This is a genomic window from Macrococcus sp. CoH-51_TC_04 (assembly GCF_058188655.1).
The window spans coordinates 1-25,169 of the sequence record NZ_JBVGOY010000013.1 but is presented as its reverse complement, the minus strand read 5'-3'; the positions used below and the strand labels follow the sequence as shown (position 1 = coordinate 25,169).

23 protein-coding genes and 1 pseudogene are annotated in these 25,169 nt (G+C 36.9%); 9 read left to right on the top strand and 15 right to left on the bottom strand.

Annotation, left to right across the window (positions count from 1 at the left end):
• Positions 1-14: 14 nt before the first annotated feature.
• From ACZ2V4_RS10470 to ACZ2V4_RS10460, 3 genes are all read right to left on the bottom strand, one after another.
• Entirely contained in the window at positions 15-488 is a 474-nt protein-coding gene (locus ACZ2V4_RS10470) for a DUF805 domain-containing protein (protein WP_086038111.1), read from the bottom strand.
• A gap of 239 nt (positions 489-727) precedes the next feature.
• Positions 728-1,018, bottom strand: a complete 291-nt coding sequence (locus ACZ2V4_RS10465) for a hypothetical protein (protein WP_490514840.1) — start codon at positions 1,016-1,018, stop codon at positions 728-730.
• Between the two features lie 57 nt (positions 1,019-1,075).
• Positions 1,076-2,599 carry an AbgT family transporter gene (locus ACZ2V4_RS10460; RefSeq protein ID WP_219493864.1) on the bottom strand — a complete coding sequence of 508 codons (1,524 nt, stop codon included), beginning with the start codon at positions 2,597-2,599 and terminating at the stop codon, positions 1,076-1,078.
• Positions 2,600-2,790: 191 nt separating this feature from the next.
• Here ACZ2V4_RS10460 and ACZ2V4_RS10455 point away from each other — a divergent pair, with 191 nt between their 5' ends.
• On the top strand, positions 2,791-3,201 hold the full coding sequence (locus tag ACZ2V4_RS10455; RefSeq protein ID WP_219494803.1) for a DUF2188 domain-containing protein: 411 nt from the start codon (positions 2,791-2,793) through the stop codon (positions 3,199-3,201).
• 34 nt (positions 3,202-3,235) lie between these two features.
• Here the strand turns inward: ACZ2V4_RS10455 and ACZ2V4_RS10450 are convergent, their stop codons facing one another.
• The 3 genes from ACZ2V4_RS10450 to ACZ2V4_RS10440 all read right to left on the bottom strand — a co-directional run bounded on the left by ACZ2V4_RS10450 (position 3,236) and on the right by ACZ2V4_RS10440 (position 5,818).
• Entirely contained in the window at positions 3,236-3,460 is a 225-nt protein-coding gene (locus ACZ2V4_RS10450; RefSeq protein WP_099482697.1) for a sulfurtransferase TusA family protein, read from the bottom strand.
• Between the two features lie 10 nt (positions 3,461-3,470).
• Positions 3,471-4,547: a YeeE/YedE family protein gene (locus tag ACZ2V4_RS10445; protein WP_219493863.1), complete on the bottom strand. Its 1,077-nt coding sequence runs from the start codon at positions 4,545-4,547 to the stop codon at positions 3,471-3,473.
• Between the two features lie 98 nt (positions 4,548-4,645).
• Entirely contained in the window at positions 4,646-5,818 is a 1,173-nt protein-coding gene (locus ACZ2V4_RS10440; protein WP_219493861.1) for a M20 family metallopeptidase, read from the bottom strand.
• Positions 5,819-5,965: 147 nt separating this feature from the next.
• Here ACZ2V4_RS10440 and ACZ2V4_RS10435 point away from each other — a divergent pair, with 147 nt between their 5' ends.
• A complete protein-coding gene (locus ACZ2V4_RS10435; protein ID WP_219493859.1) occupies positions 5,966-8,035 on the top strand; it encodes a RecQ family ATP-dependent DNA helicase in 2,070 nt (689 codons plus the stop codon).
• 8 nt (positions 8,036-8,043) lie between these two features.
• Here the strand turns inward: ACZ2V4_RS10435 and bioB are convergent, their stop codons facing one another.
• The 4 genes from bioB to ACZ2V4_RS10415 all read right to left on the bottom strand — a co-directional run bounded on the left by bioB (position 8,044) and on the right by ACZ2V4_RS10415 (position 12,608).
• Positions 8,044-9,036 carry a biotin synthase BioB gene (bioB, locus tag ACZ2V4_RS10430; RefSeq protein ID WP_219493857.1) on the bottom strand — a complete coding sequence of 331 codons (993 nt, stop codon included), beginning with the start codon at positions 9,034-9,036 and terminating at the stop codon, positions 8,044-8,046.
• A gap of 108 nt (positions 9,037-9,144) precedes the next feature.
• Positions 9,145-10,182: an ABC transporter ATP-binding protein gene (locus ACZ2V4_RS10425; RefSeq protein WP_219493855.1), complete on the bottom strand. Its 1,038-nt coding sequence runs from the start codon at positions 10,180-10,182 to the stop codon at positions 9,145-9,147.
• Positions 10,183-10,245: 63 nt separating this feature from the next.
• Entirely contained in the window at positions 10,246-11,604 is a 1,359-nt protein-coding gene (gene glpT, locus ACZ2V4_RS10420) for a glycerol-3-phosphate transporter (protein ID WP_219493853.1), read from the bottom strand.
• A gap of 158 nt (positions 11,605-11,762) precedes the next feature.
• Positions 11,763-12,608, bottom strand: coding sequence for a CAP domain-containing protein (locus ACZ2V4_RS10415; protein ID WP_490514839.1), 846 nt, complete (start codon positions 12,606-12,608; stop codon positions 11,763-11,765).
• 208 nt (positions 12,609-12,816) lie between these two features.
• On the opposite strand from ACZ2V4_RS10415, the gene ACZ2V4_RS10410 reads away from it, so the two are divergent.
• Positions 12,817-14,004 (top strand): amidohydrolase, encoded by a 1,188-nt coding sequence (locus tag ACZ2V4_RS10410; RefSeq protein WP_490514838.1) that lies wholly within the window; start codon positions 12,817-12,819, stop codon positions 14,002-14,004.
• A 262-nt stretch (positions 14,005-14,266) separates the two neighbouring features.
• Here ACZ2V4_RS10410 and ACZ2V4_RS10405 read toward each other — a convergent pair whose 3' ends face one another.
• Entirely contained in the window at positions 14,267-15,589 is a 1,323-nt protein-coding gene (locus ACZ2V4_RS10405) for an Nramp family divalent metal transporter (RefSeq protein ID WP_101035391.1), read from the bottom strand.
• Between the two features lie 621 nt (positions 15,590-16,210).
• Between ACZ2V4_RS10405 and ACZ2V4_RS10400 the strand changes: the two genes are divergently transcribed.
• Positions 16,211-16,723, top strand: coding sequence for a hypothetical protein (locus ACZ2V4_RS10400; RefSeq protein WP_490514836.1), 513 nt, complete (start codon positions 16,211-16,213; stop codon positions 16,721-16,723).
• A gap of 413 nt (positions 16,724-17,136) precedes the next feature.
• Here ACZ2V4_RS10400 and ACZ2V4_RS10395 read toward each other — a convergent pair whose 3' ends face one another.
• The 3 genes and pseudogenes from ACZ2V4_RS10395 to ACZ2V4_RS10385 all read right to left on the bottom strand — a co-directional run.
• Entirely contained in the window at positions 17,137-18,363 is a 1,227-nt protein-coding gene (locus ACZ2V4_RS10395; RefSeq protein ID WP_490514835.1) for an ArgE/DapE family deacylase, read from the bottom strand.
• Positions 18,364-18,441: 78 nt separating this feature from the next.
• A complete protein-coding gene (locus ACZ2V4_RS10390; RefSeq protein ID WP_283722494.1) occupies positions 18,442-18,606 on the bottom strand; it encodes a hypothetical protein in 165 nt (54 codons plus the stop codon).
• A gap of 54 nt (positions 18,607-18,660) precedes the next feature.
• Positions 18,661-18,912: pseudogene (locus tag ACZ2V4_RS10385) on the bottom strand (PfkB family carbohydrate kinase); the annotation flags it as partial.
• Positions 18,913-19,086: 174 nt separating this feature from the next.
• On the opposite strand from ACZ2V4_RS10385, the gene lqo reads away from it, so the two are divergent.
• Both lqo and ACZ2V4_RS10375 read left to right on the top strand, forming a co-directional pair.
• Positions 19,087-20,586, top strand: coding sequence for an L-lactate dehydrogenase (quinone) (gene lqo / locus ACZ2V4_RS10380; RefSeq protein WP_490514834.1), 1,500 nt, complete (start codon positions 19,087-19,089; stop codon positions 20,584-20,586).
• A gap of 22 nt (positions 20,587-20,608) precedes the next feature.
• Positions 20,609-20,710, top strand: a complete 102-nt coding sequence (locus tag ACZ2V4_RS10375; protein WP_086038098.1) for an SE2200 family small protein — start codon at positions 20,609-20,611, stop codon at positions 20,708-20,710.
• A gap of 167 nt (positions 20,711-20,877) precedes the next feature.
• Here ACZ2V4_RS10375 and ACZ2V4_RS10370 read toward each other — a convergent pair whose 3' ends face one another.
• Positions 20,878-21,276 carry a DUF1963 domain-containing protein gene (locus ACZ2V4_RS10370; RefSeq protein WP_490514833.1) on the bottom strand — a complete coding sequence of 133 codons (399 nt, stop codon included), beginning with the start codon at positions 21,274-21,276 and terminating at the stop codon, positions 20,878-20,880.
• Positions 21,277-21,486: 210 nt separating this feature from the next.
• Here ACZ2V4_RS10370 and ACZ2V4_RS10365 point away from each other — a divergent pair, with 210 nt between their 5' ends.
• From ACZ2V4_RS10365 to ACZ2V4_RS10355, 3 genes are all read left to right on the top strand, one after another.
• The gene (locus ACZ2V4_RS10365) at positions 21,487-22,812 is read left to right on the top strand and encodes a hypothetical protein (protein WP_490514832.1); all 1,326 of its coding nucleotides are present in this window, start codon (positions 21,487-21,489) and stop codon (positions 22,810-22,812) included.
• 451 nt (positions 22,813-23,263) lie between these two features.
• Positions 23,264-24,007 (top strand): hypothetical protein, encoded by a 744-nt coding sequence (locus tag ACZ2V4_RS10360; protein WP_490514831.1) that lies wholly within the window; start codon positions 23,264-23,266, stop codon positions 24,005-24,007.
• A gap of 150 nt (positions 24,008-24,157) precedes the next feature.
• Positions 24,158-24,670 (top strand): hypothetical protein, encoded by a 513-nt coding sequence (locus tag ACZ2V4_RS10355; protein ID WP_490514830.1) that lies wholly within the window; start codon positions 24,158-24,160, stop codon positions 24,668-24,670.
• The last annotated feature ends 499 nt before the right edge of the window (positions 24,671-25,169 follow it).

The window sequence follows — 25,169 nt, the reverse complement described above, 5'->3', positions numbered from 1 at the left end:
TCACCCTAATTATATTACTTTATACTTTTAAATGATAATTTAAACCATTCTGCAATAAACCATATTAAAGGTAGGATCAGGAGGATGACGATAATGATTGAGACCATCAAAGTATCAGGTAATCCCTGCCCAGCAATAAGTAGCATAAACGTCCCAATGATATAAATAAGCGGAAATGTTACAAATAATAATCCCATTTCTTTTTCTTCATTTAAATCGTGGTATCTTCTCATTGTTAAAGCAAGTGTAGGAATGTATGTAATGACATATAAATAAAGTACCCAACTTGAAATCTTAATTGGTATCATTAAATTACCTATCTTGATATCTTGTATTGTCCACAGCTTTCCACCAACAAAACTATGTACGAAAGGAAAAATAATGAAAGCTAATAACAAATGAAAATTGAATGGTATTTTAAAGTCATTTACAGAAGACTTTCCTTTAAAATCAAATGCTCGCTTCCAAAATGATAAATATGAATTCATTGCCACACCTCTTTTTCTAGTTTATTCCATTTTAACATAAAAAAAGATGCCATTTTATTGACATCTTTCTTAAGACCTTAAGTCAATCATATATCGAATTTGGCACGGCGCCAATTTCGCTCTTCTTTTCTTGCCCGAATTTGGCACGGCGCCAATTTCACTCTTATTTTTCTGCCCGAATTTGGCATGGCGCCAATTTCACTCTTCTTTTCCTGCCCGAATTTGGCATGGCGCCAATTTCACTCTTCTTTTTCTGCCCGAATTTGACATGGCGCCAATTTCACTCTTCTTTTTCTGTCCGAATTTGGCACGGAGCCAATTTCGCTCTTCTTTTCCTGCCCGAATTTGGCATGGCGCCAATTTCGCTCTTCTTTTTCTGTCCGAATTTGGCATGGTGCCAATTTCACTCTTATTTTTCTGTCCGAATTTGGCACGGCGCCAATTTCACTTTTATTTTTCTGCCCGAATTTGGCATGGCGCCAATTTCGCTCTTCTTTTTCTGCCCGAATTTGGCATGGCGCCAATTTCACTCTTCTTTTCCTGTCCGAATTTGGCACGGCGCCAATTTCACTCTTAAATTCTACACCCTATTTCAAATGGATCGGTCCTCCTGGTCCCACTGGAAGTCCTGTTAAATACCAAACAATTAATAATATTGTCCAGAATATACCGAATGCTACAGAGAACGGCATCAATGCTGCAATCAATGTTCCAAGGCCGATATCCTTCACATAGCGTTGTGCATAAGACAATAATAGTGGTAAGTAAGGCATCATCGGTGTAATCGGATTTGTTATCGAATCTCCGACACGGTAGATTACTTGTGTAAATGCTGGATGGAATCCGAGTAACATCAACATCGGAACTAGGATAGGAGCCATGATTGCCCACTTGGCTGATGCACTACCAATCAGCATATTGATAAACGCAGACAAAGCTAATACGCCGAGTATCAGTACAACGCCGTTTTGCCCTTGCAAAGCCTCCGCCCCTTTAATCGCGATGATCGTTCCAAGATTACTCCATTTAAAATACGCAAGCATTTGTGCAGCGAAGAATACGATTACGATAAATGGTCCCATCGTACTCATCGCATCCCCTAGCATCTCTGCAAACTTCTTCGTAGAACGCATCGTCCCTGCTACAAAGCCATAGACCAGTCCTGGCACGAAGAACAGCACTGTTATAATTGGAACGATTCCATTCATAAGTGGAGAGTCCTGAATAAGGCTTCCTGTTTTCGCATTTCTCAATAATCCATTCTCAGGAACCGCTAAAAACATCACAATCACCATCGCAATCAGCAATGCAATATTTGCATAGATCATTGCTTTACGTTCTATTGGAGTGACATCTTCAGCAGCAGTATGCACATCGCTTTTATATGCTCCAAATCTAGGTATTGTTATCTTGACTGTAACGAACCAAGCAGCAATGAGTAACACTACTGTAGACACACATAGGAAATAGTAGTTCATCACCGCATTTACTGGAACACTATCATCGACAAGTTTCGCCGCTGGTTCTGTAAACGACACGATTAATGCATCACTCATCCCAATCATCAAACTTGCTGAATACCCACCGAGCGCTGAGGCATAAGCCATAACAAGCCCTGCGACCGGATGATAACCAAGCTTAATAAAGACCATCGCAGCGATTGGAGGAAGTACGATTGGTGCCGCATCACCCGCAGCATTTCCAAGGATTCCTACCAATATAATCATTGGAACAATAATCTTGCGCGGTGTCTTCTCGATGGTATACTTCATTAACGTCTCAAAGTACCCCGTTTTCTCTGCAACTCCTACACCGATCATCACAACAAGGACGAGGCCAAGTGGTGGAAATGCTGCAAAGTTATTAACTGCTTCTGAAATAATCTTAGCAATACCTTCAGGCGTTAATAAGTTCACTGCTTCAATCACTTTACCGTCAGCTGGATTCTTAGCAGAAACACCCATCGTTCCAGTAACAAATGAAGCAAACAAAATGATAAGACATAGTGAAATAAAAATAACAACTGGATCAGGCAATTTATTCCCTGATTTCTCGATGATATCTAAAGATCGATCGATAAACCCTTTCTTCTTTATCTTTTGTTCTACCATCACATCTCCTCCTCATCGATTGTATTTCAAATATTATATGTGTATTTTACATAAACAGTTGTATAAATGCAACACACACATTAAAATTCAATATAAAAAGAAATGCCATTCTTTCAACTATGAATCGATTATCGCTGATTACAGATGATTAATACCTAGATAATCGGTTATAGTATATAAAAGGAGATGATATTATGTGGACAATGGATGATTATCCGGACACATGGAAACACTTTGAACAGCTCGAACGTAAGAAAGCGATTGATATTGCAAACGCGATGCTGAAAGAAGGTTATAAAGAATCAGATCTTATTCCAATTGCAACAGCTCAAGCTAAGAAGTGGTATCAATCCGCTTCACAAGAAGAACTTAAGGAATTAAAGAATAAAAAAATTACGCTTCATAATGACGAGGGTACGAGCAATCCAGAACTTATGGATAATGATGTAGAAGTGTACTTCGAAGATACTTGGAAAGTTAGGTCGAAAGGTGCAAAGCGCGCCTCCGATAGTTTCTCCACTAAAGCTGAAGCCGTTAAACGTGCACATGAAATCGCTGATAATAAAGGGACGAAGGTCATTACGCATAATAAAGACACATAAAAAAGGATCCGGAAAATTTTCCGGATCCTTTAGTTTATTTTTTCTGAACGGTAATCGTCCAAGAAGCATCATCCAACTGTTCATAGTTTGTAACAGGGTAGCCTTGTTCAGCTGCCCAGTTCGGAATTGCTTCCGTCGCTTGTGTACAGTCGAAATCTATTTTAAGTTCATCACCTGAACTTAATGCTTCCATTTTCTTCTGCGCTTCTATTAAAGGAAAGGGACATACCATTCCTACAGTTCCAAGTTCATATAACATATTTATCCTCCTATACTGTCTGTGTTTTAACCTTTGTAGCCGCGATTTCAGATTTCGCTTGTTTCATCGGCTTCACGAATAAGAAATAACTCATAAACCAAGTTCCAAGAATAATAAATAATAATGACAGCCAGCCCTGTGTGTTCATCGTGGCAGTGGATACTAAGCCATTACCGATAGAACATCCTCCAGCAAATGCTGCACCGATCCCCATCAATGCACCGCCTATTGCGCTGTTGCGAATCGTAATCTTATCTGGAAGACGCCATTTAAATTCTCTTGATCCTCTTGCCGCAATGTATGAACCGATAAGAATTCCAAGTACCAAGTATACACCCCAGTCAAGCAGCGTAACATCACCATTGACTAAGAACTGTAATAGCTTGGCTGACGGTGTTGTGATTCCTAAACCATAGTTACGACCTGTCGAGTAACTCATCGGCCATGCAGCAAGTGCGATAAGCCCAATAAGTACTGCCGCAAAGAAAGGATGATATTTCTTTTCAAAGAATAGATGACGTACGCCAGTAAATTTTTGCTTCAATTTCGGTACCGCAACTTTAGGTTTTCTTAATGTTTTAACGACAAAGAATAACGTAAGTGCACTTAATATTAAAACTAATACCCAATAGGGTAAACCAAACATTGTACTCATCTTTGATTCTACAACAGTCATACCATTAACCTTATCAAGCGCTGGTTTTAATGCACCGTTCTTCGTAATCGCTGCAAACAGTGCATACATAAATAATGCAATCCAGCTTCCAATCAATCCTTCACCTGCGCGATACCACGTTCCCGTTGCACAGCCACCTGCAAGAACGATACCCACACCAAATATAAATGAACCGAATATCGTACCGATTACAGAATATGCATCATAAGGAATTTCGAGCACATGTAAAGACGTTAATATTGCTAATCCAATCGCTTGTATTGTAATTGCGACAAGCAATGCATAGAACATTTTATTGTTCTTTTGAACGTACATATCTCTGAAGCCTCCAGTTAAGCAAAAACGTGTACGCTGCATCACAAATCCAAGTAGTAAACCAATAATTAAACCGCTAAAAATAGTCCAGCCCATAACTAACCTCCTATAATTCCGATAGTTTTAGTAAGAAATAAATACTATAGTACCGAAATTCGAGAAGTTTTGCAATCATTTTTTATTTGTGCACCTTTTTATTGATTTAAATAGTCTATGACGACCGTGCCAACTGCTTGAGCTGCAATCAGTAATGATCTTTCGTTGATATTAAATTTCGGATGATGATGCGGGTATATATGTCCATCTTCTGGGCTCGCCCCTGCATAAATAAATGATGAAGGTCTCTCCTTAGCATAATAGGCAAAATCCTCTGATGGGGGTTGTGGCTCGGTCAGTGCAACATCAAAGTCTAGATCTGCGCTTTGAAGTGTATCTGCAACGTACTGCGTAAATTCAGGATCGTTATAAAGGGCAGGATAGTCATCCTGATAATCAAGTTCACACTCTACGTCAAACATCACTTCTATCCCTTTAACAATGCGTCGAATCTCTGTTTCGATTACTTCTTTCGTCTGATCTGTCAGCGCTCTGACATCACCTTCTAATGATACGGTATCCTGTATGATGTTAAACTGCCCCTGCCCATCAAACGAACCTATCGTCACGACCCCTGCATCAAACGGACTAAGCCGTCTAGATACAATCGTTTGTGCACTCGTGACAAATATACTCGATGCAACAATTGCATCATTTGCCATATGCGGACTTGAACCGTGTCCCGCCCTTCCTTTAATCTTCAATCTAAAGAAAGCACGTCCAGTCTGAACATAACCAGGTCGATAATAGATGGTCCCTGTCTTCATCGTGCTCATGACATGTAAACCTAATACGTGATCCACGTCCTCTAAGACACCCTCTTGTATCATTGCCTTCGCTCCACCGGGCGGCACTTCTTCTGCAGGCTGATGGATGACCACTACTTTACCTTTAAACGTATCCTTCAGTTCTGCAAGTGTTTCAGCGAGGACGAGCATATATGCTGTATGTGCATCATGACCACATGCATGCATCACACCTTCGACCTTAGACGCATAGGGTAAGCCTGTTTCTTCCTGTATTGGCAACGCATCGAAATCTGCACGGATAGCTAATGTTTTGCCAGGATTCCCTGAATCAATCGTAACTTTAATCCCACGGGGTCCAATATTACGTTCGACTGAAACATCCAAATCTCTATAAAAATCTGCGATATAGTCAGATGTATTTTCTTCCTTAAAAGATAGTTCAGGATGTTCATGTAAATATCTGCGAATCTTAATCATCTTCTCTTCTTTTGCTTTCAGTCTGTCTAATAATCGTTTATGCATTATAATCCTCTCCTTATACATATTCTAAAATATATTACGTATGATATGTTGTAAGACGCAATAATCAAGCATATTGAACTGTATGCTTTTTATAAGCTGAGCGCATAGAAAAAGCATGTTATGATAATATCAAAGGGAGGTTCCATAATGAATATTGAAAGTCGCGCACTTCAGTTATTACAGACGTCATATGGCAACGTCGCTCAGTTCCGCGATGGGCAACTTGAAGCAATACAAGCAGTAGCAAATAAAAGAAAAGTGCTCGTCATACAGAAGACCGGTTGGGGAAAATCTATCGTTTACTTTATAGCTACAAAGCTATTAAGAGAAGACGGCAGTGGTCCAACGATCATTATCAGTCCACTGCTTGCATTGATGCACAACCAGATTGATGCAGCTGCAAAGCTCGGGTTGAATGTTGTAACAATCAACAGTAATAATCGCGATGAATGGGATAGCATCTATTCCAACCTCGATGCAGCAGATGCTATCATCGTCTCACCGGAGAAATTATCAGATCCACGTTTCATAGAAGCACTGACTGCAATCAATGATATCGAGCTGATTGTTGTGGATGAAGCACATTCTATCTCAGACTGGGGCCATGATTTCAGACCGGATTATCAACGTATCGTCAACTTACTCAAGACATTACCAGATTCTATCGCAGTATTAGGTACGACTGCTACAGCCAATGATCGTGTCATCGATGATATTAAAGATCAGCTCGGTGATGATTTAGCTGTCTTTCGCGGCAACTTAATGCGCGATAATATTTCTATTCAAATTAATCCGGTACAATCTAAAGTTGAGCGTCTTGCTTTTGTGACTGACGCATTACTGAATCACTCTTTCATAAGCAAGTCACAAGGCATCATCTACTGTCTCACAAAAAAAGAATGTGATTCAGTAGCCGAGTTCTTAAAACTGCATAATATCGACGCTGAAGCTTATTACTCCGGTATGCAGGATGAATTCGGTAATAATACAGAAGAAGCGGTACTCGCACGCTTTCATGAAGGTACGCTACGTGTCATCGTTGCCACAATTAAACTTGGCATGGGTTATGATAAATCAGACATCGGATTCGTAATGCACTTTCAACTGCCACAAAACTTAATATCGTATTACCAGCAAATCGGTCGTGCAGGCAGAAACGGAAAACCTGCCCTTGCTATCCTTCTGCATGGTGATGAAGATGAAGAAATTATCAAATCATTTATAGATTCATCTTACAAAGACCCAGAGCTATTGTCACAGATTCTCGATCTGCTGAGACAGTATCCGGAAGGCTTATCACGTAATGAGATACTCCCACACTTCAACTTGAATACGACAAAGCTTGCAGGTGTTCTAAAGTATCTCTATGTCCATGAATATATTGAGCTGCACAAAAGAAAGTATGTCATCAACGAACAAAATACATTTGATGCGACTGCAAATGCGAAGCTTCAGAACAAACTCAATGATACGCGCATGAATGAATTAAACAACCTCAAACGATTTATCAACTATGATGGCTGTTATATGAAATACATTGCCGAAGAACTTGATGCCCCAGACATTAAAGAAGTCTGTGGCATGTGTACTTATTGCAGAAATCGTATATTTGTCCCAATGACAAATGATAATCCATACCTTGAATCAGCGACGCAATATAAAAATAAGTTACATGGTGAAATAGCACCAAGAAAACGTACAGCTTATAACAAAAAGATTGAAGAACACTTACAGATGCAACCCGGATGGACATATACAACTGATGCATATTCTCCTATCGGCAGACGATTTATGCTAGAAAAAGAACACGATCAGGTTTCTGAAAAAACAGTAGCAACAGTCCGCCATTTCTTGAAAGATATGATATATCAGAATGAAATTGATGCGATTGTTCCCGTTCCAAGTTTAAGGAATCCAGGACTCGTCAAAACATTGGCCGAGCAGCTTGCTCAAAGTTTTAACATCGAATATATCGAAGCTGTGGAAAAGATACGTCCTGGCGCATCACAAAGAGATATGAAAAATTCTATGATGCAAGAACAAAATATTAAAGACACGATTCATATCGTCAATCATGAGCAACTCACAGGTAAGAACATACTGCTTATAGACGACATCGTAAATTCCAGATGGACGATGACCGTTGTTGCATCACAGCTTCTAGAAAGCGCTGATAAAGTCTATCCATTTGCGCTGATTAATAACGGTAGTGAATAAAGCAGCACTCAAATTTTGAGTGCTGCTTTATTTACTTCAGATTCATTTATATCAATCTCAAAACCTAGATCTTCTAGCATCTTATAATCGAGTTCATTCGGCTGTCCATTGGTAATCAGATAATCTCCTACAAAGATGGAGTTTGCTGCCTGCATCGCAAGGGGTTGTAATGTTCTTAAATTCACTTCTCTACCCCCAGCAATGCGGATTTCTTTCGACGGATTAATCAATCTGAACATCGATAATATTCTTAAACAGCGTTCTGGTGTTAAGTTATCTTCATTACCGAACTTCGTCCCCTTTACAGGATGAAGGAAGTTTACCGGGATACTATCTGCGTCTATCGCTCGAAGCGCTAATGCCATATCAATAATATCCTCATCTGTCTCACCCATCCCACATATTACACCTGAACATGGCGAGATGTTATTGGCTTTCATGATTTCAATGGTATCGACACGGTCTTGATATGTATGTGTCGTTACGACTTCGTCATGATAATTTTCACTCGTATTAATATTGTGATTATAACGATCTACGCCAGCCGATTTCAGCTTCTTTGCTTGTTCATCATTCGTCAGACCGAGACAAGCGCAAATCTTAAGCTGCGGATGTTCGTGTTTAATTGTTTCAACAGTATCTGCAATATGATCAACCTCTTTATCACTTGGCCCTCGCCCACTCATAACAATACAATAAGTGCCGATGTCATGTGTTGCACAGAAATCTGCACCTGATTTAATCTGTTCACTATCAACCAGTAAATATTTGTCTTTATTCTTCATCAGTTTCGATTGTCCGCAATAACCACAGTCTTCTGGACAAATCCCACTCTTCGCATTAAGAATCATATTCAGTTTCACCTTACGACCATAATAATATTTACGCACTTGATATGCTTCATGTAGTAAGTCATATGTATCTATATTATTATCGACAAATAACGATAATGCTTCTGCTTTTGAAATACTTTCTCCTTTAATAATACGTTGCGCTAACATAAAATCCCCCCTGTATACTTTTACAATATAACTGCACCATTATATTGTAAACTAATTTTTAAAATAAGTTAACAATCATTCAAAAAAAATAAACGGGCGATTGCCCGTTTATTTAATCACTACTCCACTTTCAGAATCGAAATATTGAACTTTCTTATCATTGATCGAGATGCGAATCTCATCACCAATCTCAAGCATCACCTGCTCTGAAAACTTAGCGATACATTGCGCGCCATTGACTATGAAGGTGACGACCGTCGTATCTCCTAACATCTCGCACGCCGTTACAGTAACGGGCGCCCCTAACGCATCACGTGTCACATCTTCGGGTCTGAACCCTACCTCTATCGCACCATCAGCAACCGGCATGTTAATTGGTAGATTGAAGTCACCGAACTGCACTATACCATCCACTACATCACCACGTACAATATTCATCGCAGGAGACCCTATAAAACTCGCAACGAACTTATTGTTTGGCTCATTATAAATTTCAAGCGGGGTGCCAATCTGCTGTACTTGCCCTTCATTCAAGACCATAATACGATCACTCATCGTCATCGCCTCAACCTGGTCATGCGTTACATAAATCATCGTCATACCGAGGCGCTGCTGTAACTGTCGTAACTCGACACGCATCTGGCCGCGCAGCTTGGCATCCAGGTTAGATAACGGTTCGTCCATTAAGCACAGCTTCGATTCACTGGCGATGGCACGCGCTAATGCCACACGCTGACACTGGCCACCAGAGAGTTCGCCGGGTTTCTTCTTCAAATAATCTTCTAACCCAACAAGCTTCGCCGCTTCTAACATCCTGTCATAACGCACCGCTTTAGGTACCTTACGATTCTCTAGCGTAAATAGAATATTCTTCTCAACCGTCATATGCGGATATAACGCATAGTTCTGAAACACCATCGACAATGAACGTGCTTTCGGATGCAGATGATTTGCAAGCTGTCCGTCAATATAGAGTTCACCCTCTGTGATATCCTCAAGACCCGCAATCATGTTTAGCAGCGTACTCTTCCCACAGCCACTCGGGCCGACAAGGACGAAGAACTCACCAAGCTGCACATCACATGAGATATCCTTGAGCACATAACCTTCTCTATAACGTTTACTGATATGTTCTAGCTTCAGCATTCTCCACACCTCCTTACCTGTATTATAAAAAAAATGCATAGAATACTCTATGCATTTTTTGTCCTATTTAATTACTTCTTGTCCACGCACGTTCCACGTGAAGGTAAAGCTTAATGTCGCAAGTACGGAGGCTCCGACCAATAGCATAAATCCTGCATCCCAGCCAAAGTTATCAACGATTACTCCCATCAGGATATTCGCCATCACCGCACCAGCCAGGTAACCGAACAATCCAGTAAGTCCTGCTGCTGTTCCTGCTGCTTTTTTCGGTACATAATCCAGTGCTTGTAAGCCAATCAGCATTACCGGTCCATAGATCAAGAACCCGATAGTAATCAGTGCAATATTATCGATCCACGGGTTGCCTGCAGGATTCAGCCAGTAGACGATTACTGCGATCGTTACGCCGATCATAAAGATAAATCCTGCCGGACCACGACGCCCTTTGAATACCTTATCTGATAACCAGCCACACAATAAGGTCCCCGGAATACCTGCCCATTCATATAAGAAGTAAGACCAGCTGGATTCGTTAAGCTGAAAACCTTTTTCTTCATTAAGATACGTCGGTGCCCAGTCTAATACACCATATCTTACGAAGTAGACAAAGATATTAGCGATTGCGATCATCCAGACCCACTTGTTATTCAGTACATATTTGAAGAGAATCTCTTTCGTCGTTAATTCTTCTTCCAATGTCTCATGTGCTTTATTCGGATAATCATCCTTATATACTTCAATCGGTGGTAATCCTTGTGATTGAGGTGTATCCTTCATGAAATAGAACGTTATTGCAGCGCATACTAAGGCAATCAGTGCCGGGAAGATAAACGCACCTTCAAAACCTTTTAGATAGCCGAAGTTGTATGTTGTAAACAGTGTGATACCAAATACAGCAAGCGGTGCCATCACTCCACCACCTACGTTATGTGCAACGTTCCATAGTGCTGTTTTACTCCCACGCTCAGATACACTGAACCAATGGACTAATGTTCTTCCAGCAGGCGGCCAGCCCATGCCCTGGAACCAACCATTTAAGAATAATAAGACAAACATAATGGCAATTGAAGAGGTAAAGAACGGAACAAAGCCAAGCAGTAAGTTGACGATTGCCGTCAGTACAAGACCAAGCACCATGAAGTTTCTGGCGTGGCTCCTGTCTGATACCGTTCCCATCACAAATTTACTAATACCGTATGCAATAGATACCGCCGATAACGCGAAACCGAGATCGGTCTTTGTGAATCCCTGTTCAATAAGTGCCGGCATCGCAAGCGAGAAATTCTTTCTTAATAGATAGTAAGCTGCATAGCCAATAAAGATTCCGATAAAGACCTGCAGACGTAACTTCTTGTACTCTGCGTCAACTTCTTTGCTGTCTAAAGGCTGTGCTTTAGGCGCAGGTTGTAAAAACTTTAACATAAATTTCCTCCTGTTTTCTATATTTACATTATCTTTACAATCTTAACAAACTAGACACAATTCGTAAAGAAAGCCTTTACAAAAAATTTAAGCTTAATATGAAAACAGATCCACTGATCATTCAGTGGATCTGTTTATCATCAATCGCGGACTCGTATCTATTTGTATGTAAAGTTCTGATTCGCTACAAATTTCGAGAATGTACCATCGCCCTTTCCGAGCTTAACAGAAGAGGTAACACCTTTAAATTTAGGGTACATCATACTTGCATAGTGGCTCGGACTCTTCTTCCATTGTTCAAAGCATACTTTAGCTAGATATCTTTCTGAAACTAGTGTATATGGATTGCCCATGTAGCTACTCAGCAGTGAGTTTTCTCCTGCGACCTGCTTACGAACATTCACCGGAAAGGCAGTGAGGTAGCGCTCTCCATTGAGTCTTACGTGTGCTACACCGTTAACCCTTATCTTACCGTAGCTTGCAAGTTCATTCGCACGGACATCTACTCCGCTTTGCAATTGAGGACGATATTGCAGGGGGCTCAACCCTTTTGTTTTTCTATCCTTGTTGATGAGTTTGATGATTTCATCATTAAATTTTCTTGTATTAAAGAACTCGTTATTATTAAATCCTTTAATCGCACGATAGTTCGCGCTGGTGCTCAATACAAACAATTGTCCATTCCTATTTACCCATACTTTATTCTCTAGTGTTTTATTATTCGCCTTCTGAAACTTATTATTGTCCCGTTCTTTATACATAGTCAGCAGATTCCCTTTTGCCGAGAGCGTTACTTTAGTCACTTTGTCACCAATATACGTTCTCTTCCCTACGCTATAGCCATGACCCGCATCTAATGTGTCTGTATTAAAACGCCCGTCCTGATACTGTGATCCTATTCCTTTGTTATCAATAGCTGCTGCATATGCCTGCTGGTCATCTATCACTCCAATAGATGAGAATAATAAACTTAATGTGAACGTTACTTTTAGAAGTTGCTTCATGGCCTGACCCCGTTTCTTATAATATCGAAAAGAAATTATGACACGATGCATACTATTTTGCTGTAACTTTTATCACACTTTATCTTAAAAAATGAAAATTATATTTCCTTTTAATTTTATATTGTCAGCAGTAGATGCCGATATACTTCGCCCAGCAACATTTCATAACTTAAATCTGATATATTATAGAAAAATGAGGGGATACAATATGACACTCAAAGACACATTATTCAAGAAACTAGATGAAAAGCAGGAGCGAGTGATTGAAATCAGACGTTATTTGCATGCACATCCTGAATTATCATTCGAGGAACATGAAACTGCTGCATTTATCGAGAACTTCTATAAAGGAAAGGATGTCACAGTACATACCAATGTTGGTGGCGGCACTGCAGTCGTTGTTGATATCGAAAGTGGGAACCCAGGGAAGATCATCGGGTTACGCGCAGACTTCGATGCACTTCCGGTACATGAGGAAACGAACTTAGCATATAAATCAACGCGTGACGGATTAATGCACGCTTGTGGTCATGATGCCCATACGGCGTACTTATTAATACTTGCAGATGCACTGATCGAACTAAAAGATGAATTATCAGGGACAATCCGCATCATCCATCAGCATGCTGAGGAGAAGCCGCCAGGTGGTGCAAGAGATATCGTAGCATCAGGCATCCTGGATAATCTCGATGAAATTTATGGCATCCATGTCTTTCCTTTTGTTGATCAAGGGAAGATTGAAATACATGAAGCAGAGACATATGCAGGTTCTTCGACCTTTGATATCGTCATTCAAGGCAAAGGCGGCCATGCTGCAATGCCTCAGAATACAAAGGATGCCATCGTTGCCGCTTCTTACTTTGTCACACAACTACAAACCGTCGTATCACGTTGTACAGACCCTAAAAATTCAGTCGTCGTAACCATCGGCGCATTCGAAGCACCAGGAACACATAACGTCATACAAGGCAAAGTCGTATTAAAAGGAACGACACGATACTTGGACGAACCATCAAAAGACATAGCGTACGCAGCCATTAAAAACCAAGTCGAAGGGCTGGAGAAAGCATTCGGTGTTACAGTTGACTTAGATTATCACTTTAACTACCCCGTACTCTATAACCACGTTGAACAAACACGTGCAGTTAGAGATATTCTTAAACAAAGTGAAGGCAGCTACTTTGATGAAGTCATTGAAGGAGATACACTGTCCGGATCAGAAGATTTTGCTTATTACTTAAAGCAAACACCAGGAACCTTCTACATCGTCGGTGCTAAACCTGAAGGAATAGCAGATCCATATCCAAACCATCATCCGAAGTTTGAAATTAATGAAGAGTCGATGATGATCTGTGCGAAGTCACTCGGGGAAGTAGTGCTCAGTAGGATGGAGTGATAGACAATAAAAACACAAGAAATAACCTAGGTATTGAACATATCAATACCTAGGTTATTTCTTGTTTATATTAAATGATTCAATTTATGTTTAATATACAATTATTACCAACTTCATTACTTTTATTAGATAATTAATACTCTGAAGTTGAGAAACTCATACAATCCACTACGCTCTAAATTTTAATTTGTAGTTTTTAACTAAGTACATTATATCCATTTTTAATAGTGCCATATTCAATTATATAATTTTTACATCATTATTATAAAAATTCTTTTACCGTCTCTACAATCAAATACATATTCAGTACGCTAAGGATTACTGTTAACAGCCAGGCGATGACATTCACCCATGTTTTATTGACGAACGCTTCTCCCATGATCTTTTTGTTGCTTGTTGCTAGCGTTAACGGAATAATGCTGAATGGTAGCGCAAGACTTAAGAATACTTGTGTAAAAATCAACAAATCTTCAATCTTTGTTGCACTTGAACCATACAACCACAAGCATAGGAAAACAGGAATTACAGCAATCATCCTTGTAATCAGTCGTCTTGCCCACTGCGGTATCTTTATGTTAAGGAACCCTTCCATAACTATCTGACCTGATAATGTTCCTGTAATTGTCGAGTTCTGACCCGAAGCTAACAATGCTATAGCGAATAATGTACTCATCAATGCGCCGCCTACTGCACCTGTGAATGTCGATGCCTTTAGCGCATTATATAGATCATAGAATCTGCCGAGTTCTTCTCCATTGCCATAGAATAACGAAGCCCCAAGTATCAATATAAGACAGTTGATTACAAAAGCAATCGTCAACTGAATATGTGAGTCGATCACTGCATACTTAATAGCCTCTTTCTTCTTAGCAACATTATCACGTATATAGTTCCGAGACTGCACGATAGATGAGTGCAGATAAAGGTTATGGGGCATGATGGTTGCACCGATGATTCCAAGAGCAAGATATAGCAGGTTACTGTTTGTAGCGATAGCTGTACTTGGCAGAAATCCTTCCAGCACGTCTCTCCATTCAGGTGAAGAAAAATATACTTCAAACATAAAGATAAATAAGACCGTGAACACTAAAACACCAACAATAGCTTCTATCTTCCTAAAACCCAGCTTGATGATGACAAGCAGCAGTAAGACATCTACAACAGTAATCGTTACTCCGATAACTAGAGGAATGTTGAACAGCAGATTTAAAGCAATGGCACTACCGATGATCTCCGCGATATCTGTAGCCATAATTGCAAGCTCTGTAACAACCCATGCAGCGATGGACACAGGCTTATTGCTCATATGCTTGGTAACCTGAGCGAGGTCCATACCACTAGCAATCCCAAGACGCGCGCACATACTTTGCAAGAGCATCGCTGACAGACTGGATAACAGTATGACAAAGAGCAGCGTATACCCAAACTGCGCACCCCCTGCCATTGATGTGATCCAGTTTCCTGGATCCATATAACCGACGGCTACCAACAGCCCTGGTCCCAGATACATAATCATTTTCTTGATGCCATGTGCCTCACTATCAAAAGACACCTTACCATTTATTTCTTCCAGACTTTTATTCATATTATCATCTCCTTATACAATAATATACCATAACTTTAGGTTAACCTAAAAAAATTTTTTAAATAATAAAATATATTCTTTTATTCTCTGTCGTTACCCCATGCGTAATCTACACAACAATAAAACCCCGCGCTTCAATCGAAACGCGGGGACTGATATTATTCATATATATAGTTTTGATTGGCTACAAACTTAGAGAAGGTACATCTCACTTCTATAGTGACTAGGACTCTTCTTCCTAAGAGTAATAGCTTGTTTTTCATTTACAATCACAAAACCATCGCATTACTGCTAATCAGAGCTGCTTGCTTTAAAATATCGTTTTCCATCTTTAATTATTGAAATTCTTTGCACAATTTAATCGTCTCCTTTTACTCATCTGACAAGTTATCTTGATGATTGAATAACCAGTAGTTTGATATTGCTTTATCTATTTCCCTAACGCTAAAGGTGTTAAATCGTACTCGTGTACAATTCATTCCTATTTTTACCATTTTCATATAGTATTACCATTGCCCTAGTCATTACCATCATAAGCAAGCTGGTTGAAGAATCTTCTTTGTAAATTCCCGTAATATCATATACACTGATAATATGAATTCAGTTACAAAGATGAGAAAAATGGATTACTTTCAAGCTAGAATTTCAATAGAAACTTCTGAATACTTCAGACTACTGAAAGAAAAATATGAAGAAGAAGCAAGTGCTAATATGACGCAAGCAATGGTTATCGCTAAAGCGATTGATGATGTTGCGGCAATCACGAACTGGGATAAGGTGATTCACGATAATTCTATCAAACTAAGATATATAGATAAGGAAGAACTGGAAACGAAAGAACTTCGCTTACGTGTTCAGCTGAGTGATCAACTTAAGAATACAATTAATAACTACAAACTACTATTGCCCGAATATACAAAAACGAGAAGCGTCTCAATTGGTATAACGCTTAAATTTATCTTCAAAGGCGCATTACTCATGAGAATAAATCCTCACATTGCAGAAGATAAATTAAGTATCGACAGCAAGTTTGAAAAATATGAAAGTATCTTATTAGAATATGTTGCTCCAGCGAATAGAGATAAGTTTATCGCTTTATTATCAGATCTAAAGGTTGAAATAAAGAAACTGTAATTGCACTTGGCAATTACAGTTTTTATTTTTAACTCCATTTTCTACTAATGAGATGAATCGCTGCGTTTAATTCAATGTCTTCAAGTATTAAATCCTTTCGTTTGTCAAAATAAGGTAGACAATTTCTCACCTTCGATTTGATGATAAATTGATTCCATGAACGTGAGTTCATCCGTGTTAAGATGTTTACAGGCCATTCTGTACTAACTCCTTATGTTTTCTTTGGTCGGAAATACATATTGAGTTTAGCACAGAAGGCTTTTTTTGTTGTCTAGCTTAATTTTACAATCGATGCAATATAAGGGTGTAAAATCTAGTTAGCTAAGCACCCTAACCATTTAGTTAAAATGAATTGTGTCAGCACTTGAAGTCAAATTTCACTAGGAAAAGAATGTGTTTATACCCTAGATTCTTTAATTTTTTTCGTTTAAATAATCTAATGCGGTCTGTTTAAAGATTTCTATAAATTTTATGTATTTTTCTTGTTCAACATATTCATTAGTCTGATGTGCCAAAGATGGATTTCCAGGACCGAACATCACGAACGGAAAGTTTTCATCCTTATCTTTAAGAAGATTTGAAGCATCTGTGACACCCATAGTAGGTGCTACTAACAGGTTCATATTCAGATGGTTCTCCCCGTGTTTCTTTATTAGTGTCACTAGCCTATTATTTTCATTTGTCGCCACGGATGGAAGATCTAGGTCTATGTCTAAACTTAGATTGCCTTCTTTATTATGCTTTTCGATAATCTTATTAAACAATTGTTTCATCTTATCATTATCAAACTTAGGTACTGTTCTTGCATTAAATTCAGCTACCGCATGTTCAGGTATAGAATTGACTTGGTTACCACCTTGTATAATTGTATTCGTCAATATAGCAGAACCTAATGATTCACTGCTTATTTCAATATTAAATTCCTTTTTAACTTTATCTGAAAGAGATGAAAAATCTAGAACTTTAAATTCTACATCCTTCAAGACATGATTAAATTCATTTTCAACTTCTCTAATAACTTCTATTAAAGGTTTTATCGCATTTTGACCCATAAAAGGAGCAGAACTATGACTTGATTTCCCTCTGGATGTTACTCGAAAATTCATAGAACCTTTATGTGCATAAGCTATCATTGACTCTGACGGTTCAGCAATGATAAGTGCATCTACATCATCCATATAACCGTTGCTATAAAGTTGTGCTGAACCTTTTTGTTCCATTTCTTCTCCAGCAGTTGCCAGTAAGCGAATCGTGCCCTTCTGCAGAAGATTTGCATTGTTGATTTCAATCATTGCTATTACCATAGCAACTAACCCTGATTTCATATCAGCAGTACCACGTCCATAAAGCTTGCCATCTTCTTCTGTCATTTCAAAAGGATCGTATTTCCAATTTTCACTGTTACCTTCTGAAACGACATCCATGTGGCCTGAAAAAGCTAATACGGGTTTACCTTCCCCTATTTCTGCGATGAGATTTGCTCTACTTTTGTTTATTTTTTCAATCGTAGATTCTATATTATACTGGCTTAACAGTTTTTGTAGATATTCACACACCGAAAGTTCATTGTCATTCACACTTTTAATTGCGATAACATCCGACAATATTTTTACTTTTTCTTCTTCACTTATAATAGACATATGTCCCACTCCTCATCTCTACTATCCTAATATATAGTATAGTATCATTTTACAACGATTATATAGAATTACTAACACTTATACAAATGATGAAATACTTCTAGTGCTTCTTGCTTCAGGTTCTTTCGACGATTTGTAATTCACAGTTGTGCTATATACTACGTTCTCTTCTTGATCCTTCGAATGAATACCGGTTAAGATATTCATCCATGCTAATTTACCTGCACCACTCTCTTCAATCAAGCATGTACGGTCTGATCATCGAGAACAAATACACACTCGTTTAACGTCCCTGTCTTATACATCTGTCATCACCGTTCTATAGGGCATACCGCCTTGTGCACCTAAGCCTGTTACAGAAATACTCGCCGCCTTATTTGCAAATAAGATCGCGTCATCAAGTGCCATCCCTTCACTTAATGCCACAGCAAGTGCACCGTTACATGTATCACCGGCGCCTGTTGTATCTACTACATCAGCTTTAATACCCGGCTCATTGACAAGCAGACCATTATAAAATACTGCACCTTTTTCTCCAAATGTTACAATAGCTCACTATCTCGTTAAAATTTTTATCGTTACTAATCACAAGGTATCTATACTACAATCATTAAGTACTAATTTTATGAAATAAAATTTATTTCTTTATTCCAAGCTAAGTATTTTAAATTTCAACATGATTGTACTATACTATCATTTATAAGCAATAGGAAGGAGATTCATATGAATAAACAAGAGTCAAAAACAGTTATTGTTATTGGCGCTGGGGTTTTAAGTACAACGTTTAGTTCTATGCTTAAAGAATTAGAACCAAGTTGGAATATAAAACTTTATGAACGTTTAGACCGCCCTGGTCTCGAAAGTTCAAATGAGCGTCATAACGCAGGAACAGGTCACGCTGCTTTATGTGAATTGAACTATACAGTGAAACAACCTGATGGATCAATCAACATTGAAACAGCAAAAGAAATTAATGAACAGTTTGAAATTTCAAAACAGTTTTGGGGACATTTAGTTAAAAGTAAAAATATTTCAGACCCTAAAGACTTCATTCAACCATTACCTCACATCAGTTTTGTTAGAGGTAAAAATAACGTCCAATTCTTAAAAGATCGTTATCATGTGATGAAAGAATCTCCAATGTTCGATAATATCGAATTTACAGAAGATATCGAAGAAATGAGAAAATGGATTCCATTAATGATGCAAGGTCACAGTCCAAGTGATATTATGGCCGCTAGTAAAATCAATGAAGGTACAGATGTGAACTTCGGAGAGCTAACACGTAAAATGGCTCTAAATATTGAACAGCACCCAAATGCTGATGTTCAGTACAATCACGAAGTTATCGATTTTAATCAAAGACAAGATGGCAAATGGGAAGTAAAAGTACGTCAACTTAATAGTGGTGGCGTTCAAACTGAAATTGCTGATTATGTATTTATCGGTGCTGGTGGCGGTGCAATCCCACTTTTACAAAAAACAGGTATTCCTGAAAGTAAAAATCTAGGCGGCTTCCCGATTACAGGTCAATTCTTAATTTGTACTAATCCAGACATCATCGCGCAACATGACGCAAAAGTCTATGGTAAAGAGCCACATGGGACACCACCAATGACTGTACCACACTTAGATACACGTTATATTGATGGTGAACGTACATTACTATTCGGTCCATTCGCAAGTATTGGCCCTAAATTCTTAAAAAATGGTTCTAATTTAGATTTATTTAAATCTGTTAAACCATATAATATTGCAACATTATTATCTTCTGCAGTTAAGAATTTACCTTTAATCAAGTATTCTATCGACCAAATCTTAATGACTAAAGAAGGTTGTATGAATCATTTACGTACATTCTACCCAGAAGCACGTGATGAAGATTGGGAATTATATACAGCAGGTAAACGTGTACAGGTCATTAAAGACACACCTGAATATGGTAAAGGATTTATTCAATTCGGTACAGAAGTTGTTAACTCTAAAGATCATACAGTGATTGCACTATTAGGAGAATCTCCAGGAGCATCAACTTCAGTTTCAGTCGCATTAGAAGTACTTGAGAAAAACTTCCCTGAATATAAATCTGAATGGACACCTAAAATTAAAGAAATGATACCGTCATATGGTCAATCACTTATTGATGACACAGAATTGATGAAAAAAATTCGTCAACAAACATCAAAAGATTTAGAACTAAATTATTACCAAAATAATAAATAGCTAAAATAAAGGAATGGTGAGCTTGAAAAAATTATTAATCGTAACAATTATTAGTGGTGCTGGTTTTTATGCGCTTAAGCGTTATCAAAAACAAGTAAACGCAATGCCAAACATAGAATATTAATATTAAAATATATTCTGTAAAACCAAACCTTTTAGTGATAAAAAAAGTTCACCTGTCTAGAGTGAACACAAAAGTCGAAACTTTTAGTTAAGTTACGTATTTTAAAGCAAGATTTCTATATATAGAAATCTTGCTTTTTAATTTGGTTAAACGAACCTCAGTATTCCTTATAATGTATCCCATGTATAAATGTACTTATCAAAATTCATTGCCTTTAAATCTTCTGATATCATCAGAATATTGCTGATACCATCATCGTGCCATGCAATTTCTACTCTTTCATCATCGTCTGTATCGATTTGAAGCACAAGCTGATTATCAGCTTGTATATCCTCTTCAAACACTCTCGAATCTTCCTGAGAAAAGAAGGGATGTCCACCAAGTTGATGAATCGGCTGCTTTGGTAATAATGGTTTAATTTTAATTATTTTCGTTTCACTTACATCGTCATTACCAGTTGAAATAATTTTTATCTCGTCTCTGGGTACCGCTATTACATTTTTCTCATTAATCTTCATTGCATCTGCAATATCAAAATTCATTGCAAATAATAATAATAAAAACATTAACACCCTAATAATCTTTTCATAATTTCCCTCAGTTTAAATAGATAATGAAAATACATTTTATCTTATAATATTCGAATGTATTTGGATATTTTTTTATTTTCCATAATTTATATTTATTAATAACAAATAACCTTATATAATATAATTACCTTTTAAAGGTGTCTTTATACATAAATAACAATTAAATATTGAAACGGAGAATTGTAAATGGAAAAATTGCTTAAGTTTTGTTTATCTTTTACTTTAATTATTGGATTCATGATCGGTACTGTTTCTTTAACAGAAGCTGCGACTGACAAGAGTAAACCTGTTTTAAAATCAACTAAGATCAGTAAGGTAACTGCATACCCTGGAGATAATGTACAAATTACAGCATCAGTGACCGATAAAGGTACAGGTGTACATCAAGTATCAATGAATTATATGCTTCCAAATAGTAATAAAATTAATAAAATCAATTTTGTAAAAAAGAATGCTACTACATTCATAGGTACATTAAAGATAACAGATAAGTCTGCAAAAGGATCATGGAATCCTGTTAGTTTATACGTTAAAGATAAAGCAAAAAATTCAGTAACATATTACAATCAGTACAATAATATATATAAGAAAAAATCTTCATTAAAAAACCTCAGTCATTTGATACTATCTGTTAAACCATTATCAAATACTAATGTAAAATTAAACAGAATTACAACTGAAAGCACAGCTGTTACAGGTACTGCTAAAACTGATAGTATTGTATATGTTCTAAAAAATAATAAAGTTATTGGTAGTACTAAAACAATAAATGGTAAGTTTAAAGTGAATATTCCTAAACAAGATGTATTTACTACAATCCAAGTATATTCAGATTTCAGATCAATCAAGAGTACGAAGGTAAGTGTAAAAGTTATACCTGTTCTTTCAAATATAGATTATTATGACCAAGTGATTGCTAACCGTATTAAATTGGGCCAACTTAACATGAATGATGGTATTAAATTAAATAGTCCTGCTGAAAAATATTATAATTCTGAGTACTATACCATTATGGATTATGGCAGATATCATCCAGAATCTCACTCATATATTAATTTTGTCGGAGAAAATATGAGTGAGATTAAAGCATACACCGACTTCCCAGATAATCCTTTAAGAAAACAAACAGTTGACAGATTTGTTCAAGACAAAACTTCTGGTTTTGCGAAACTTTATGATAGAAACTATATGTTGAAATTATATGGAAAGCCTGTTGGAGAAGATACTTATAAATATAAAGGGTGGGGCGAAGAAATCATCATTGATTTTTACGATAATGTGACATTTATTTATTTATATGATGATGTATACAGGAAATATATTTTAGAAAGTGTTCATATTTTAGGTGATGAACTTAGAAATAATCCAGAAAAATGGAAAAATTTCGTCATATCTTATTGGGAGCGTCCTCTGGAAGAATCAAATAATTATGCAAGAAATATTGAAGATTTTGATTACCTTAGAATACTTCAATCAGAATGGGATGCGAACGAATTTAAAAATGATTTCTAATTATTAAATCAATAATATTCTCTTTCACTTAAATTAACGAGTACCTCTGCAGTTAAATTCTTTAAATTTAATTGCAGAGGTATTTCTAAAAGAATTATTCAAACATAATATTATGATTCACCATACAACTAGAATATGTATCTTCACCATTATCGATTTTTTATTGAAGTTGATATTCCTTTAAACGGTAAATCTTATTATCATAGTGGTTTGGACTGCTCTTCCAGTGTCTGAAAATTTTTAGTAAGAATGCTCATAAATATTAATATAAAATTACCCATATAGGAATAGGAGTCTGTCAAAAGTTTACGGAAACCGACATTTCAATTGTATTTAATTTTACTTTTATTACACTAATTAAAATCTATGTATATTAATTATGGTTAGCACTTCTGGTGTAAAATTAATGAAAATAAATAATAAATTTACAAGACAAAAAGGAGAGTTTTAAATGAAAAAATTATTAATTGCAATTATAGTTTTATTGATTGTAGTTATGGGTGGTATTACTTACATGTATATGGATATAAATAATAAATTAAAAGAAACAGAACAAAAGACAGAGAAAAGTGAAATTTCAGTCGATAAAGAGAAGGAAAATAACAAAACAGAAGATTTATCTACAGAAGAATCTATAAAAGGAAAATCTGAATCAATAGAAAAAGTTGAAGAAACAACTAGTGAAACAGTTTCAACAGATGAAATCACCGATAATCTAAAAAAACCTGAGAAACGTGAAGAAGTAAAAAATTGTATCATGGAAAATACAAAAGGGACGAGTTGTATATATAATGAATATGAACCTCGTATTCTATATGAAGTATATCAAGAATTATTAGCTTCGGGAGAACTATCTGAATCTTGTCAAGGCGGAACAACTACTTTAGATAGAATTAACTTCTCCATCCAACAAAAAATTAATGGAAACGGAATATGCGATGGAAATTATGAACCTTCTCCAATTAGTTGTGTAACTGATAATTATGATAGTGGCTGTATCGAAAATTTATCTAATCTTCAAATTAATCAAGCTATTGCAGATGCATTAATCTCAGGTTATTATGATGCTTCTTGTTCCCCTGTATCATTAGACGAATTAACTGATGATTTAGAAGCTGATAATAAATGGTTGGTTGATACTCTTCAGGCTCAAAAACATGGTGATGAACCTTGTACAGGTGGAGTGAATGAATAACAAATTATATTAGAACTAAAATTTTTATCACAAAAATATGACTAAATCACGTAACTTCACAGTCGAACAGCAGATTGAAGACTCTCCTTTGTAAATTCTCGTAATATCATATACACTGATAATATGAATTCAGTTACAAGGATGAGAAAAATGGATTACTTTCAAGCTAGAATTTCAATAGAAACTTCTGAATACTTCAGACTACTGAAAGAAAAATATGAAGAAGAAGCAAGTGCTAATATGACGCAAGCAATGGTTATCGCTAAAGCGATTGATGATGTTGCGGCAATCACGAACTGGGATAAGGTAATTCACGATAATTCTATCAAACTAAGATATATAGATAAGGAAGAACTGGAAACGAAAGAACTTCGCTTACGTGTTCAGCTGAGTGATCAACTTAAGAATACAATTAACAACTACAAACTGCTATTGCCTGAATATACAAAAACGAGAAGCGTCTCAATTGGTGTAACGCTTAAATTTATCTTCAAAGGCGCATTACTCATGAGAATAAATCCCCACATTGGAGAAGATAAATTAAGTATCGACAGCAAGTTTGAAAAATATGAAAGGATCTTATTAGAATATGTTGCTCCAGCGAATAGAGATAAGTTTATCGCTTTATTATCAGATCTAAAGGTTGAAATAAAGAAACTGTAATTGCACTTGGCAATTACAGTTTTTATTTTTAACTCCATTTTCTACTAATGAGATGAATCGCTGCGTTTAATTCAATGTCTTCAAGTATTAAATCCATTCGTTTGTCAAAATAAGCTAGACAATTTCTCACCTTCGATTTGATCATAATATGTTTCTATGAACGTGAGTTCATCCGTGTTAAGATGTTTTATAGGCCATTCTGTACTAACTCCTTATGTTTTCTTTGGTCGGAAATACATATTGAGTTTACCAACAGAAGGCTTTTTTGTTGTCTAGCTTAATTTTACAATCGACGTACTTATAAGAAGGATTAAGCATGAAAAGCTGAAGTATGATTTATCAAATTTCTTTGCAAAAAGAGTATGATGTTTTAAATGAAAGAAATTTTTTTATTCTCTTATTGTTTTAGAAATTTTATGTGAGGTAAGTTATACAATCAAGTTAGCCACCTAAGGTGGAAGATACATTAATGGTTTATAAAAAAATACGCCATGACGAA

What these genes read in the sequence shown, in the direction of transcription:
- ACZ2V4_RS10440 (WP_219493861.1), bottom strand. Translation starts at nt 5,818, where the DNA reads ATGCATAAACGATTATTAGACAGACTGAAAGCAAAAGAAGAGAAGATG.
- ACZ2V4_RS10395 (WP_490514835.1), bottom strand. Translation starts at nt 18,363, where the DNA reads ATGTCTATTATAAGTGAAGAAGAAAAAGTAAAAATATTGTCGGATGTT.
- bioB (WP_219493857.1), bottom strand. Translation starts at nt 9,036, where the DNA reads ATGTTAGCGCAACGTATTATTAAAGGAGAAAGTATTTCAAAAGCAGAA.
- ACZ2V4_RS10470 (WP_086038111.1), bottom strand. Translation starts at nt 488, where the DNA reads ATGAATTCATATTTATCATTTTGGAAGCGAGCATTTGATTTTAAAGGA.
- ACZ2V4_RS10365 (WP_490514832.1), top strand. Translation starts at nt 21,487, where the DNA reads ATGGAAAAATTGCTTAAGTTTTGTTTATCTTTTACTTTAATTATTGGA.
- lqo (WP_490514834.1), top strand. Translation starts at nt 19,087, where the DNA reads ATGAATAAACAAGAGTCAAAAACAGTTATTGTTATTGGCGCTGGGGTT.
- ACZ2V4_RS10425 (WP_219493855.1), bottom strand. Translation starts at nt 10,182, where the DNA reads ATGCTGAAGCTAGAACATATCAGTAAACGTTATAGAGAAGGTTATGTG.
- glpT (WP_219493853.1), bottom strand. Translation starts at nt 11,604, where the DNA reads ATGTTAAAGTTTTTACAACCTGCGCCTAAAGCACAGCCTTTAGACAGC.
- ACZ2V4_RS10445 (WP_219493863.1), bottom strand. Translation starts at nt 4,547, where the DNA reads ATGGGCTGGACTATTTTTAGCGGTTTAATTATTGGTTTACTACTTGGA.
- ACZ2V4_RS10360 (WP_490514831.1), top strand. Translation starts at nt 23,264, where the DNA reads ATGAAAAAATTATTAATTGCAATTATAGTTTTATTGATTGTAGTTATG.
- ACZ2V4_RS10460 (WP_219493864.1), bottom strand. Translation starts at nt 2,599, where the DNA reads ATGGTAGAACAAAAGATAAAGAAGAAAGGGTTTATCGATCGATCTTTA.
- ACZ2V4_RS10415 (WP_490514839.1), bottom strand. Translation starts at nt 12,608, where the DNA reads ATGAAGCAACTTCTAAAAGTAACGTTCACATTAAGTTTATTATTCTCA.
- ACZ2V4_RS10410 (WP_490514838.1), top strand. Translation starts at nt 12,817, where the DNA reads ATGACACTCAAAGACACATTATTCAAGAAACTAGATGAAAAGCAGGAG.
- ACZ2V4_RS10400 (WP_490514836.1), top strand. Translation starts at nt 16,211, where the DNA reads ATGGATTACTTTCAAGCTAGAATTTCAATAGAAACTTCTGAATACTTC.
- ACZ2V4_RS10355 (WP_490514830.1), top strand. Translation starts at nt 24,158, where the DNA reads ATGGATTACTTTCAAGCTAGAATTTCAATAGAAACTTCTGAATACTTC.
- ACZ2V4_RS10435 (WP_219493859.1), top strand. Translation starts at nt 5,966, where the DNA reads ATGAATATTGAAAGTCGCGCACTTCAGTTATTACAGACGTCATATGGC.
- ACZ2V4_RS10405 (WP_101035391.1), bottom strand. Translation starts at nt 15,589, where the DNA reads ATGAATAAAAGTCTGGAAGAAATAAATGGTAAGGTGTCTTTTGATAGT.
- ACZ2V4_RS10370 (WP_490514833.1), bottom strand. Translation starts at nt 21,276, where the DNA reads ATGTTTTTATTATTATTATTTGCAATGAATTTTGATATTGCAGATGCA.
- ACZ2V4_RS10450 (WP_099482697.1), bottom strand. Translation starts at nt 3,460, where the DNA reads ATGTTATATGAACTTGGAACTGTAGGAATGGTATGTCCCTTTCCTTTA.